Source organism: Sphingomonas sp. SFZ2018-12 (assembly GCF_022496715.1).
Lineage (GTDB): Bacteria > Pseudomonadota > Alphaproteobacteria > Sphingomonadales > Sphingomonadaceae > Sphingomonas.
Window position 1 is genome coordinate 407,574 of sequence record NZ_WTFM01000001.1, and the last position, 13,613, is coordinate 421,186.

The 13,613-nt window shown below is 66.3% G+C and carries 12 protein-coding genes; 11 read left to right on the top strand and 1 reads right to left on the bottom strand.

What is annotated here, in order from left to right:
• Window positions 1-264: 264 nt before the first annotated feature.
• From GO308_RS01875 to GO308_RS01900, 6 genes are all read left to right on the top strand, one after another.
• Window positions 265-1,296, top strand: coding sequence for a M48 family metalloprotease (locus GO308_RS01875; protein ID WP_240883642.1), 1,032 nt, complete (start codon window positions 265-267; stop codon window positions 1,294-1,296).
• A 244-nt stretch (window positions 1,297-1,540) separates the two neighbouring features.
• Window positions 1,541-1,780, top strand: a complete 240-nt coding sequence (locus GO308_RS01880; protein ID WP_066480638.1) for a hypothetical protein — start codon at window positions 1,541-1,543, stop codon at window positions 1,778-1,780.
• 166 nt (window positions 1,781-1,946) lie between these two features.
• Window positions 1,947-3,443 carry an O-antigen ligase family protein gene (locus GO308_RS01885; protein ID WP_240883643.1) on the top strand — a complete coding sequence of 499 codons (1,497 nt, stop codon included), beginning with the start codon at window positions 1,947-1,949 and terminating at the stop codon, window positions 3,441-3,443.
• A gap of 125 nt (window positions 3,444-3,568) precedes the next feature.
• Window positions 3,569-4,183, top strand: a complete 615-nt coding sequence (locus GO308_RS01890) for a polysaccharide biosynthesis/export family protein (protein WP_231726097.1) — start codon at window positions 3,569-3,571, stop codon at window positions 4,181-4,183.
• A gap of 81 nt (window positions 4,184-4,264) precedes the next feature.
• Complete coding sequence (locus GO308_RS01895) at window positions 4,265-6,403, top strand: polysaccharide biosynthesis tyrosine autokinase (protein WP_240883644.1); 2,139 nt, start codon at window positions 4,265-4,267, stop codon at window positions 6,401-6,403.
• Window positions 6,403-7,614: a hypothetical protein gene (locus GO308_RS01900; RefSeq protein WP_240883645.1), complete on the top strand. Its 1,212-nt coding sequence runs from the start codon at window positions 6,403-6,405 to the stop codon at window positions 7,612-7,614. Before GO308_RS01895 ends, GO308_RS01900 begins: the two co-directional genes overlap by 1 nt.
• A gap of 25 nt (window positions 7,615-7,639) precedes the next feature.
• On the opposite strand, the gene GO308_RS01905 is transcribed toward GO308_RS01900, so the two are convergent.
• Entirely contained in the window at window positions 7,640-8,389 is a 750-nt protein-coding gene (locus tag GO308_RS01905) for a metallophosphoesterase family protein (RefSeq protein WP_240883646.1), read from the bottom strand.
• A 75-nt stretch (window positions 8,390-8,464) separates the two neighbouring features.
• Between GO308_RS01905 and GO308_RS01910 the strand changes: the two genes are divergently transcribed.
• The 5 genes from GO308_RS01910 (at window position 8,465) to GO308_RS01930 (ending at window position 13,607) form a co-directional block, all read left to right on the top strand.
• Window positions 8,465-8,893 (top strand): hypothetical protein, encoded by a 429-nt coding sequence (locus GO308_RS01910; RefSeq protein WP_066549133.1) that lies wholly within the window; start codon window positions 8,465-8,467, stop codon window positions 8,891-8,893.
• A gap of 135 nt (window positions 8,894-9,028) precedes the next feature.
• A complete protein-coding gene (locus GO308_RS01915; protein ID WP_066549134.1) occupies window positions 9,029-10,291 on the top strand; it encodes a sugar transferase in 1,263 nt (420 codons plus the stop codon).
• A gap of 5 nt (window positions 10,292-10,296) precedes the next feature.
• Complete coding sequence (locus tag GO308_RS01920) at window positions 10,297-11,217, top strand: hypothetical protein (RefSeq protein ID WP_066673089.1); 921 nt, start codon at window positions 10,297-10,299, stop codon at window positions 11,215-11,217.
• Window positions 11,189-12,220: a glycosyltransferase family 2 protein gene (locus GO308_RS01925; protein ID WP_240883647.1), complete on the top strand. Its 1,032-nt coding sequence runs from the start codon at window positions 11,189-11,191 to the stop codon at window positions 12,218-12,220. The genes GO308_RS01920 and GO308_RS01925 overlap by 29 nt, the downstream gene beginning before the upstream one ends.
• A gap of 70 nt (window positions 12,221-12,290) precedes the next feature.
• Window positions 12,291-13,607, top strand: a complete 1,317-nt coding sequence (locus GO308_RS01930) for a hypothetical protein (RefSeq protein ID WP_156454240.1) — start codon at window positions 12,291-12,293, stop codon at window positions 13,605-13,607.
• Window positions 13,608-13,613: the final 6 nt, after the last annotated feature.

The window sequence follows — 13,613 nt, forward strand, 5'->3', positions numbered from 1 at the left end:
TGCACGACTTAACCGAGCGTGGAATCGATGGCAAGCGACTAGCCCTATTTTTCTGCCGTGTTGTCGCGGGTGCAACAATGGGATCGGACTTGGGGCCAAGCGATGGTGATCGCAGGTAAATATCTGGTTAACGTCAAGACGGTCCGCCGCGTCGTTGCGACGACCGTATTCAATCCGTTCCGGGGTTTTTCCCGCGAGCGCGGTCAACGCCGTCGGCGCGGCGGCCGCGGCGGGGGTGGCCCGACCCTCCCGATTGCGGCGGCATTGGCCGTTGTCGCGATCCTGTCGCCGGGACATCCGCGGGCCCGCGCGGCGACAGACGACGGGCTTGCGGCCCAGCTGCGCCTGCTTCAGGCGGCCGACGCGCGCGTGGCGCGTATCGGGTGGCAGCTGAAGGCGGCCAACGTCGCCCTTTGCCCCGAAACCCGGCCCGAGCTTGGCATCATGCTCTATGATGCCGCGCAATTCGCGCCCGAGGTGCGGTCGGTGGCCGGTGAACTGTTCGGGCTGGCGGCGCCGGTCGCGGTGAGCGTGGTGGTGCCTGACGGGCCGGGCGACCGGGCCGGGCTGCGGCCCGGCGACGGGATCGTCGCGATCGACGGCGAACCGCTGCCGCGCAAGCTGCCGGCTGCGCAGGCAACCTTTGACGGCGTGGAAGCTGCCCTGGCGCTGCTCGACCGCGCGTCGGGCGAGGCAGCCGCGCGTGCACGTCCGGTCAAGCTAAGGGTCGTGCGCGGCGCCGGCGAGGTCGACATCGCGCTCGACCCCCGGCCGGTCTGCGCGGCGTTCGTCCAGCTGCTGCCCGATCCCCGATCGGAAGCGTCGGCGGACGCGCGGACGATCAGCGTTTCGACCGGACTGCTCGACCGGGTCGCCAATGACGACGAACTGGCCTTTCTGATCGGGCACGAGCTGGCGCATATCATGCTGGGCCACCGCGAGCGCTTCGCGCGTGCGCGCGTGGATAAAGGCCTGTTCGCCGGATTTGGACGAAACGGCGCGATCCTTCGCGCCGCCGAGGCGGATGCCGACCGGCTCGGCATCGTCCTCAGCGCACGGGCCGGCTATGATGTGTTCGCGGCTGCAGCATTCTGGCGCCGGGCCGGAAGGGCGGCGGCGCCATTGATCGGCGACGGTACACATCCCGGCTGGCGGACGCGCGCGCGCGATGCCGACGCGATTTCGGCCGCGATCGCCGCCAATCGCGAAGATGCCATGCCGCCGGACGACTTACGCGCTCAACTCGTTGACCGCAGGCGCCAGCTCGACGCCAAAATGAAAGCGTTCGACAGGTGACACTTGATTAATGACTGTAAGTTAGCGAAGGACGGGAAGCAGTCCGGGTCGGGGCCGGGTCTCTTGCGAGGCGCGGCGACGGCCCGGGAAAATGCGGCGACTGCGTTGCATTTTTGCTGCATCCCGCGTGAGATTGGTTCCGCGCCCGCCGATCGGGAACGGAAACGGGTTGAATGCGTGTAAGCCTCGTGCAATAGCACCGCACGAGTACGAGTATATTGCGAAGGGAGTGTCGGAAATGAACATGTTGAAGAAGGCGATGGCTACCGCGGTAGCGATGTCGCTGGTCAGCGTTCCGGCGATCGCCTCGGCCGCTGACGCCAGCAAGCTGTCGCTTGCGCCGTCGGTTCGCGCCGGCAAGGTGGTTGCTGAGAAGGAAAAGGCTGAAGGCAGCAGCGGGATCATCATCGGCGTCGTCGCGGCGGCTGCCGTGATCGCCGGCATCATCATCATCGCCGACGATGATGAAGCGACCAGCCCGTAAGCCTCGGCTCTCGGAATAGAAAAGGGCGCTCCTTCGCTGGAAGGAGCGCCCTTTTTATTTGTGTGCGCGCCGCGATCGCGCGGCCCGGTTTCCCGGTTCGCGCAGTGGACTGCATCGCATCGCTCGCCGCGCGATTTTCATTTGAGTCCCCCGCCCGGACGCGGATATGGCACGTGACAGGGTGCCGGCGCGCACGGCAGAAGACTGGATCAGGGTGTTGACGGTAGAGCTGGCGGAGATTGACGAAAACGCCGTTCGCGGGGGGCGGATCGGCACCGAAACCTGGCTTTTCTGGAGCTTCCTGCTGGTCATTGCGCTGCTGGGCGGCGCATCGCGGGCGGATTCGCTCGCCCAGCCCGTGGTACGTTGCGTCAGCGTGGTCGTCATCGGCCTGTTCGTGCTGCTGATCCCGCCGGCGCGCCCCGGCTTGTCCCGCCTGCCCGCGATGTTCCTGGCGCTGATTGCCGCGCTGATCGTCGCGCAGCTCGTGCCGCTTCCGCCAATGGTCTGGACCGCGCTGCCGGGTCGCGACCTCGTCGAGCAGGCGGCGACGGTCGCGCAGTTCGATCAGCCCTGGCGCCCCTTCGCCCTGTCGCCCGACCGCGCGGCCAACGCCTTGTTCGCGCTGCTGCCGGCGGCGGCGACGCTGATCGGCCTGCAGTTCCTGTCACGCCAGCGGATCGCCAACCTCGTCACCCCGGTCATGTTCCTGGTGCTTGCCAGCGCGGTGCTCGGGCTTGCGCAGGTGTCGAGCGGCGAAGATTCGCCGCTGCGCTGGTATGCCGTGACGAATCGCGAGGCTGCGGTCGGCCTGCTCGCGAACCGCAATCATCAGGCGCTGCTGCTCGGCTGCGGCCTGCCGCTGGTGGCGCTGTGGGCGACGCCGCGTGGCATGGCGGCGGATCGCACGCGGCTGCGCGCGCTGCTGGGTGCGGGTGCGGCGGCATTTCTGATCGTCATGGTGCCCGTGACCGGGTCGCGCGCGGGGCTGGTCGTCAGCACGATCGGCCTGTTGGCCGCGATCGTGCTGGTGCTGCCGCGCCTCGGGACGCTTCTTCGCGGGATGCGCAGGCGCACCCGGCGCCTGGTCGCCGGCGGGGTGGCGCTCGGCGCGGTGGCGATCGTCGCGCTCGCATTGACCATCGGTCGCGCGGCATCGGTGCAGCGGCTGTTTGCATTGTCGGTCGACGACGACCTGCGCCTGCGCGCCTGGCCGACGTTGCTTGAAATCGCCCGGGACTATGCGCCGTTCGGGGCGGGGCTGGGCGCTTTCGAGCCGCTCTATCGGCATTATGAGCCTTTCGACCTGCTTTCGACGAGCTATCTGAACGAAGCGCACAATGACTATCTTCAGGTCCTGATCGAGGCCGGCGTGCCGGGGGTGGCGATGATCGTGGCGTTCATCGCCTGGTGGCTGATCCGCTCGATCCGGGTCTGGCGCATGGCGCCCGACACCGCGTTCATCCGCCCGGCGCGCGCGGGATCGGCGATACTGCTGATGGTGCTGCTGGCCAGCGCGGTCGATTATCCGGCACGGACACCGATCATCATGGTGGTGACCGCGGTCGGTGCGATCTGGATGCTGCTGCCGGTTCCTGGCGTGACCGCCGTGACGGCACGGCGGACGCGGACCGACAATGCTTTACCTGTCCATGCCGGCTGACTATAGCTCGCGGGATTTTTGGCGGATTACTTGACGATATGCGGTTAATTTTATCTGTTCTTGCGGTCGCGCTGCTCGTTTCGGGCTGCTCGAGGGAGCGTCTGGTTTCGCGCCCCGGGCTGACGGTGGTCGAAACCGAGGCGCTGCCGGAGCCGACGCGCGGCGACCTGGTTGCCGCCGACCGCCCGGCGCTGGTGGGGCCGCTCGATACGATCGGCATCGACGTCTACGGCATTTCCGACCTGAGCCTAGAGGTCCAGATCGATGCGAGCGGGCGGATCTCGATGCCGCTGGCGGGCACGATCGATGTACGGGGCAAGGCGGCATATGAGGTTGCGCGCGATATCGAGAATGCGCTGCGCCGCTACGTCAAGGACCCGGTCGTCACCGTCAACATCCTCAATTCGGTCAGCCAGGTCGTCACGGTCGACGGGTCGGTGACGGAGCCGGGGCTGTATCCGGTGACCAACCAGATGACCTTGATGCGCGCGATCGCGTCGGCCAAGGGCGTGTCGGAATTCGGCAAGCTCGAGGACGTGGTGGTGCTGCGCACGGTCGACAACCAGCGCATGGCCGGGCTGTACAACATCGCGGCGATCCGCCGCGGGGTTTACAAGGACCCGCCGATCTTCGCCAATGACGTGATCATCGTGGGGGATTCGCCGGAGCGCCGGCTGTTCCGCGATCTCGTCGCGCTCTCGCCGATCATCTCGGCACCCCTCATCGTCCTGCTGCAATAACGAAGTCGAGCACTGTTCATGAACAAAGCAAATAATGTTCGCAGGCTTGGCTCGGGAAGTGTCGGCTTGGTCCCGGTCGAAATGACGGCGGAGGCCCAGACGCCGTTGCTGCGCCAATATTGGCGGATCGTGTGGCGCTGGCGTCGCGTGATCCTGGGCATCATCGGCGTGTGCCTCGTCCTGGGGCTGATCATCACACTGCTGATGACGCCGCAATATACCGCGACCAATACGATCGAGATTTCGCGTGAATCGGGCAAGATCGTGAACATTCAGGGTGTCGAGCAGGAAGCGACCGACGCCGACCAGGAATTCTATCAGACGCAATATGGCCTGTTGCGTGCGCGCTCGCTGGCCGAGCAGGTCGCGACGCGTCTGCGTCTGGTCGACGACGTCGCCTTTTTCGAGATGTTCGGCGAGGCCGACAGCGAAGGGTTGTTCACCGACAGCAGCGACCGGCGGCTGTCGGCGGTCAGCCGGTCGAAGCGCGTGAAGAAGGCGGGCGAAATCCTGCTCGACAACATCCGCATCACGCCGGCGCGCCAGTCGCGCCTGGTCGAGATCAGCTTTACCAGCCCCGATCCGGCCCTGTCGCAGCGCGTCGCCAATGCCTGGTCGGAAAATTTCATCAGCGCGACGCTGGAGCGGCGCTACGAGGCGACCTCCTACGCCCGGCGCTTCCTGGAAAGCCGGCTGGCGCAGCTGCGCACGCGCCTCGATGCGTCGGAGCGGTCGCTGCAGAATTACGCCTCGAACGAGCGGATCATCACGCTGCCGCAGGGCAAGGAAGGCTCCGAACAGTCGACGATTGCGTATGACCTTGTCGCGCTGAACGGCGTGTTGTCCGCCGCCACCGCGGACCGGCTGGCGGTCGAGGGCAAGTACAAGGCGTCGCGCGGCCGGTCGGGTGACGTCGAGGAGGCGCTCGACAACAACGCGCTCAATTCGCTGCGGGCACGCCGGGCGGAGCGCGCCGCCGAATATGAGAAGCTGCTCGTCCAGTTTGAGCCCGATTATCCGCCGCTGCGCGCGGCGGCGGGCGAAATCCGGCAGCTCGACCGGAGCATCGCGCGTGAAGAGCAGCGCATCGGCAGCAGCCTTGCCGCCGAATATCAGGCCGCGGTGAACCGCGAGGAATCGTTGCGCGAACGCGTCGACGCGTTGAAGGAAAGCTTCCTCGACCAGCGTCGTCGTAGCATCCAGTACAACATCTTCCAGCGCGAAGTTGACACCAATCGTCAGCTTTATGATGCGCTGCTCCAGCGGTACAAGGAAATCGGCATCGCCGGCGGGGTCGGCGTCAACAACGTCGCCGTCGTGGACGAAGCACAACTGCCGTCGCGACCGTCGAGCCCCCGCCTGGTGCTCAACCTGGTTCTCGCGCTGTTCGTCGGCATGTCGCTGGGTGCCATTGCGGCCTTCATCCTTGAGCAGAGCGACGAGGCGATCGCCGATCCGGGGGCGGTCGAGCGCATGCTCGGCCTGCCGCTGCTCGGCAGCGTGCCCAAGTCGTCGGACTCGCCGATCGATGCGCTGCGCGATCGCAAGTCTTCGATCGTCGACGCCTATCTTGCGGTCCAGACGAACCTGCAGTTCTCGACCGATCACGGCGTGCCGCAATCGCTTGCAGTCACCAGCTCACGGCCGGCCGAAGGCAAGTCGACCACGTCGTTCGCGCTGGCGACGATGCTGGCGCGCGCCGATCGCAAGGTGGTGCTGATCGACGGTGACATGCGGTCGCCCTCGGTTCACCACCTGATCGGTACCCAGAACGATCGCGGGCTGAGCAATTACCTGTCGGGTGGCGCGGTGATCGACAGTCTGCTCGTGCCGGTGAACGATTTCGGCTTCGTCGCGATGACCGCCGGGCCGATCCCGCCCAATGCCGCCGAACTGCTGACCGGCAACCGGCTGGCCTCGCTGATCGAGGAATTGTCGAAGCATTTCGACCATATCGTGATCGATTCCCCCCCGGTGATGGGCCTGGCCGATGCGCCGCTGATCGGCAGCCGCGTGGAGGGCATCGTCTACGCCGTCGAATCGCACGGCATCCGTGCCAGCATCGTTCGCACCGCACTGAGCCGCCTCGCCAGCGCAAATGCGCGCATCATCGGCGTGGTCGTGACCAAATTCGAGCCGAAAAAGGCGCATTTCGGCTATGGCTATGACTATGGCTATGGTTACGGCCGATCGGAGCAGGGCCGGGGCGGCAACGGCTGATGCCGTCACGCGCCATCCAGCTGCCGACCGGGCGCGCGATCCTCTTTGTCCTCCTGCTGCTCGGCCTGCTGGTTCTGGCGGGCCAGCACAGCCTGGCCTCCGTCGTCGCGAAGCGAAACCCCGAACTGGCGCTGCGCATCGCGCCGGGACATGCGGAGGCCGCGGGGCTGGTTGCACTTCGCAGCATGACCGCGGCCGCGACCGCCAGCGACGTCGCGCGCGCGCGCCGGCTGGCCCAGTCGGCATTGCGAAGCGAGCCCCTGTCAGCGGTGGCGGCGGGTGCGCTGGGCCTGGCAAACGATCGGCGCGGTCAGACCGCGCTGGCCCGGCGGCAGATCGCCTTTTCCGAACAGCTTTCGCGCCGCGAGCTCGTGGTTCAGCTCTGGCTGATCGAGGATGCGGTCGCACGCGATGACATTCCGGGCGCGCTGCGCCGTTATGACACCGCGATGCGCACGTCGCGCGATGCGCTGGGCATCCTGTTCCCGATCCTGATCGGCGCGATCGATGATCCCGCGATCCGGGCACCGCTTGCCGACATCCTCGCGCGTCGCCCCTCCTGGTCGACCCAGTTCGTCCAGCAACTGGCCCAGAGCGGCACCGCGTTCGACAGCATCAACCAGCTCTATCGCGCGCTCCGGCAACGCGGCGCGCCGGTCAGCGACCTGACGCTGGCAACCGTGACGACGCGGATGGTCGAACGCGGCCAGGTCGCCGGCGCGTGGACACTGTTCCAGAGCTATCGCCCCGGTGCGGACCGTCGCGGTCTGCGCAACGGCAGCTTCGATCAGCCGCTGGCCGACGCGACCCCCTTTGACTGGTCGCGCGGACCGGAAAGCGAAATCGTCGTCGAGCAACGGCCCGCCTTTGACGGTCCAGCGCTGTATTTCGAGACGCCGATGGGCGTGGGGGGCGTCGCCGCGCGTCAGCTGCTGCTGCTGTCGCCGGGTGCGGTTTCGATCCGCGCGATGGCCAGCGATACGGCGGGGCTCGGCGACAATCTGCCGTACCTGAGGCTCGCCTGCGCCGATGGCCGCCGCGAACTGGGCCGACAGGCGTTCCCGAGTGTCGGACCCGAGGGTCAGCCGTTCAAGCTCGATGCGGTCGTTCCGCGCGATTGCCCGGCGCAGTGGATCGAGGTCGTTGCGCAGGCCGCTGACTCGCTCGGGGGGGCGGCAGGCTATATCGACAATGTCAGCCTGAGCCGCTGACCGCCGCCGCCGGTCGCGATACCGATCAGCTTTGCAATATCCACCGCTCGCTGCCCGTCAGGCCCAGCGCGGTGAGCCGTCCGCTCTGATAGGCGCCGGTATCGATGCCGATCCGGTTGGGTAGCATCTCGACCTCGGTCGTGACGGTGTGGCCATGCACGATCACCGCGCCGTGATCGCCGGTGAAGCGGGTAAACTCCTCGCGGATCCAGCGGCGGTCGCTGTCGCGCTGTTCGTCCAGCGGGATGCCGGGGCGAACGCCGGCATGGACGAAGTGATAGTCGCCGATCGTCACTGACTGCGCGAATTGCGCCATGAACGTCAGGTGCGCTTCCGGGACATTGCGGATGATCAGCTTTTGAAGCTCGGACAGATCGGCCTCGTCATATTCGGCCTGGCTGACCCCGTAGCTGAGCAGCGTCTCGCGCCCGCCGATCCGGTTGAACAACGACAGCGCGTTGCGATTGCCCGAGGCGGCGAGCAGCAGCACCTCCTCGTGGTTTCCCATCAACAGGATGGTGTCGGGGCGGGCCTCCGCGATCGACATCAGGTGTTCGACCACGCGCGCGCTGTCCGGGCCGCGATCGATCAGATCGCCCAGAAAGATCAGTTGATAGGGCTGGCCCGCGCGCGCGGCATCGTCGTCGATCGCCGCAAGCAACGTGACCAGACAGTCGTGACGACCGTGGATGTCGCCGATCGCGTAGAAGCGTCTTTCGTCGGGAACGCGTGCGTCAGGAACGCCTTTGCGCTTGCCAAGCAGGAACTGGAACATTCTTCGGGGGCCTGTACTAATCGGACGTCCATATAGGCTCTTCGCTTCTGCACACAATCGTGGCAGAGGGTCGCCATGAACAAGTTGTCGGCCCTGGCATTGGCGTGGGCCCTGATCGCGCTTTTTCCGTCGCCCGGCGTCGCCGGCGAGGCAAAGCGACTGCGCAAGCCCGGCGAGCGTGTGGCCAAACCCGTCGAGCGGTCCGAACGTCCCCTCCTGATCACCGATGAGAATGTCGCGGATCTGGATCGTGTATCCGCCCCGGATCCGAGCGTGCGTCCTACGCCGCGACTGGGCCAGCGGGTCAGCGATCCGCAGCAGCGCGTGGCGCGCCGCCAGTATCGACAGGCGGGCGAGCGATTGAACCAGCGGGTGCTGGGGCGGATCGAAAGCCGCGTCCAGAACCGCATCGGGCCGAGCGACCTGCCCTCGACGCGCGCGACCGAGGGTACGCTGAGCGTGAGGCGCACCGCCACCCTGCCGAGCCCCAACGGACCGAAATAGCGACGCGGACGGGCGACGCGGCGCATTCAGCGGCTTGCCCAGCGACCCCATTTCGCCCTAACGCCGCGCCGTGGCGGGCCGATCCCCGCAGCGTTGCGCCTTCCGACCCGGCCCGGCGCCGAATTTGAGAGTGTGATGGTCTCCGTTCAGCCCAAAAGATCCCTATGGATCCGTTTCGACGTTCAGGTCATCGGCTGCCTGTGCGCTGCGGTGCTGCTGCCCTATGTCATCCGTGCCCTTACCCTTGAAGTCGACACGATCGAAATCCTCAACCAGACGTTGATCGGGGCGACGCTGGCGATTGTCGCGGGCGCGTGGCTCCTGCGAAACGTGACGATTTTTCCGGGCGTCGAGAAGAGCGTCTATATCCTTCCGGCGTTCACGATCTCGTTCTTCACGCTGACGATGATCTACCTGCTCGGGCGGCTCGACTATAACCGCATCATGCTGATCTCCGCCTTCGCGGTCAGTGTCGGCTGGTTCCTGTTTTTCCAGGTGCATACCGAACGGTTCCGGATGCTTCGGATCGGCTATCTGCCGTTCGACGACGTCAAGCTGATCAACCATGTGACCGGCGTCACATGGGTCCCGCTATCGTCGCCGGATGCGGATTTCGGTCAGCTGGATGCCGTGGCCACCGATCTGCGGGTCGATCTGCCGACCGAATGGGACCGGCGGCTGGCCGACTTCGCGCTCGCGGGCGTACCCGTCTATCACGTCAAGCACCTGCTGGAATCGCTGACGGGGCGCGTCGAGCTCGAGCATCTGTCGGAAAACAGTTTCGGTTCGCTGGTGCCGCTGTCGGCCTACATGTCGATCAAGCACGCGGTCGACTGGATCATGGCGCTGATCGCCGGGGTGGTGCTGCTGGTGCCGCTGCTGCTGGTCGCGCTGATCATCCGGCTGACCTCATCGGGGCCCGCGCTGTTTCGCCAGACGCGGATCGGCTACCGGGGCGAGCCGTTCACCGTCTACAAATTCCGCACGATGCGGGTGCTGGAGACCCAGCCCTCGACGCTCGAGGCCGCGATCACGCGCGAAGGCGACGACCGGGTCACGCCGGTGGGGCGCTTCCTGCGCCACAGCCGCATCGACGAGCTGCCGCAGATCATCAATGTCCTTCGCGGTGAAATGAGCTGGATCGGGCCGCGCCCCGAAGCGGAGGTGCTGTCACGCTGGTACGAGCGTGAAATCCCCTTCTACCGCTATCGCCACGTCGTCCGCCCCGGAATCGCGGGCTGGGCACAGGTGTGCCAGGGCCATGTCGCCGAGGTCGACGAGGTCCGGGCCAAGCTCCATTACGACTTCTACTATATCAAGAACTACTCGCCCTGGATCGACCTGTTGATCGTGGCGCGCACGATCCGCACGATGATAACGGGCTTCGGATCACGCTGACCCGCATGGCGTCGATGATCCGCAACTGGGATTTCGTGCCCTCCGCGCCGTCGCTGCTGGTGCGGTTGTCCAGGCTGAAACGGCGGCTCGCCGGCCGGCGCGCCTTTCCGCAATGGCACGCGGTCGTCCCCGTGCGTCCGGCGGATCGCTGGAACTGCCTGTTCCTGTTCGCCCCCGACGGCACGCTCAGCGCGACGCAACGCCATACGCTCGCCCTCGTACGGGGCCTGTCGGGCAGGCTGATGGTCGTCGTGGCGACGCCCGATCCCGGCCAGATTCCCGATGGCCTCGTCGAAACGTGCGACGCGCTTTACTGGAAGGCGCTCGGCGGCTTCGATTTCTCCGCCTATTCGATTGCGCTGCACGCGGTCGCGAACGGCGCGCCGGGTGCACATCTTTACCTTCAGAACGATTCCGTCCTCGGCCCGTTGGGCGATGTCGATGCGTTGATCGCGACGACATCGTGGCGGCTGACCGGCTTTCTCGCCAGCGCGAATGCCGAAAACCATGTGCAGTCCTATGCCCTGTTCTTCCGTCAGGTGACGCCCGACCTGATCGCGGCACTGCGGCCCGTGATCGACATGACGCACGCCTATGACCGCTGGCAGGATGTCGTGACGCTGCAGGAAACGCGGCTGGCGCGGGTCGCGTCGCGGGCGCTGGCGGTGGGGGCGCTGTGGTACGATCCGGATTCGCGGTCCGATGTTCCGGGGCTGGCGACGGGACTGTGGCGGAAGATAACGGGCACGCCGGTGATCAGCGGGCCGGTCAACGATCCGTCGCTGACCTCGGCCACCGCGCTGGTCGACATGGGCTTTCCGTTCCTGAAGCAATCGCTGCTCGGCCGGAACGCGCATCTTCAGGACCGCGCCCGGGTTGCCGCGGTGGCCGCCCGATATGGCTATGCCGGGCTCGATCATGGCTGAGCGGGCGTGCATCGACATCGTCATCGTCAACTGGAACGCCGGGCCGTTGCTGGCGCGTTGCCTGTCGTCGATCGCCACCCATGGCGGCGACCGTGTCGGCTGCGTCTATGTCGTCGACAACGGATCGACCGACGGATCGGCGGATGTCGACGTGCCCGGCCTGCCCCTCGTCGTCATTCGTGCGGGCGCCAATCTGGGTTTCGGCCGGGCATGCAACCTGGCGGCGGATCGCGGCAGCGCGCCCCTTATCCTGTTGCTCAACCCCGATACGGAGCTTCACCCGGGTGCGCTCGATCAATGCGTCGCCCGTCTTGAACAGGCCGATGGCGGGCAGATCGGCGTGCTTGGCGTGCGGCTGGTCGACGAAGCCGGGGCGGTCCAGCGCCATTGCGGCCGCTTTCCGACCTGGCGAAGTTTCGTCGGCGCCAGCCTGGGTCTCAGCCATGTCTCGGCGCTGGCGCGACGGTGGTTCCCGCCAATCATCATGGCTGATTTCGATCACCTCAGCAGCCGCGATGTCGACCATGTCATCGGCGCGTTCTACCTGGTCCGGCGGGACATCTATCGCGCGATCGGCGGGTTCGACGAACGCTTTTTCGTGTACCTCGAAGACCTCGATCTATCGCGGCGGATCCGCGCACGGGGCCATCGCATCCATTATTTCGCCGAGCCCGAGGTTTATCACAAGCGTGGCGGCACCTCCGAACAGGTCAAGGCGCACCGCCTGTCCTATGCGCTCCAGGCCAATTTGATTTACGCCTTCAAGCATTTCTCGCGGGCCGGCGCGTTCGCGGTCGCGCTGGCGACCTATGTCGCCGAACCGCTGGCCCGTTCCGCGCGCGCGGTGCTGCGGCGCTCGCCGGAAGAATTGGGCTTCACCTGGCACGGTTTTGCCATGCTATATGGCGCGACCCCGCGTCTGGCGCGCACGCTTGCGAGCGCGCTTGACCGGAACCGCACCGCGATCCGGATCGACGCGGAACAAGGGAAGGGCGGCGCGTGAAGCTGTGCGATGATCTGCGGACCGGACACGCGGCGCTGCCGTCCGACGCGCGGGCGACAAGGCGATCGTCATGCCGTCTGCACTGACCCCGGGGATGTACCAGCCGCCGGTGATGGGCCGTTCCGCCGGAGAGATCCTGCTGTCCGGGATCACCCGCTGGCTGATCTTCGCGACGCTCGCCATTTGTGTGGTCGTACCCCACTCCTTTCAGGAGGCGACCGCGGCGCTGCTGCTGTTGACGGCGATCGCGTCGCTGCTGATCGTTCGCAAGGCGGCATATCTCGACACCATGCTGATGCTGTATTTCTGCGGCGTCGTCGTGACCGCCTTTTACATATGGATCGGCTATTCCTCTGGCGCGCCGCGTGAGGCGGTCAACCAGACGCTGATCGTCTACATCCTCGCACCGCTGATCTGGCTGCTGATCGGAACCGCGATGTTCCAGCAAATGGGAACGACCCGGCCTGTCCGGCTGCTCGTGCTCCTCACCTGGGTCGCAGTGCTCTCGGTGGCGGCCTTCTTCTATGCGTTTCTGACCTTCGGCAAGGAATCGGTGCAGTTCCTGTCGGAGGACGTGAACGTCAACGTCGCGCGCGGATATTCGGGTGCCAACATCCTCGTCTATGGCTCGCTCATTTTCCTGTCGGGGGCATTTTTCGCGCAGCCGACGCTGGTGCGAAATCGCTTCCTGCGGATGCTGCTGCCGCTTGCGCTGGTCGTCTGCGCGCTGACCTCGGGCCGCTCCGCGCTGATCCTCGCGGTGCCGGTCGGCTTCGTGACAGGCGTGGTGCTGCGCGCGCGCGTCGGCCTGACGGACGAGGACGGCAACAGCGAGTCCGTGTTCTGGCCGACCGTCCTGCTCGGCGTTCTGTCGCTGCTGGCGGTGGTCCTGATCGACGTCGCCCTGGACACCGTCGACCTCCAGGTCGTCATCGGGGAATTCATCGACGAGCTCCAGTCTGGCGGGGGCGCGCTCCGCACCGAACAGGTGGTCGCGCTATGGGACGGCGTCGAGGAAAGCTGGGGACTGGGCGTCGGCCACGGCATCGGCGTTCGCTATCTGCGCAGCGACCTGTTCCCCTGGCGCTACGAGGTCATTCCGCTCGCCTCGCTGCTTCGCGTCGGCTTCATCGGGACGCTGGTCTATGCCAGCGTGTTCGTCGTGTACGGGGCTCTGCTGTTCCGCCGGGTCGCCGAGAAGCTGTTGCGGCCGGAGGACATCTACATGGCCGGCGGCTTCACCGCGAGCGCGATGGCGATGTTCACCAACCCGTACATCGAATCCTTCATCTTCCAGTGGATGTATTTCCTGCCGGTGCTCAGCCTGGGCATCCGTCGCAACGTCGATCCGGGCGGGGCGGCAGCAGCGAACGTGGCGGCCACCTGAGCCGAT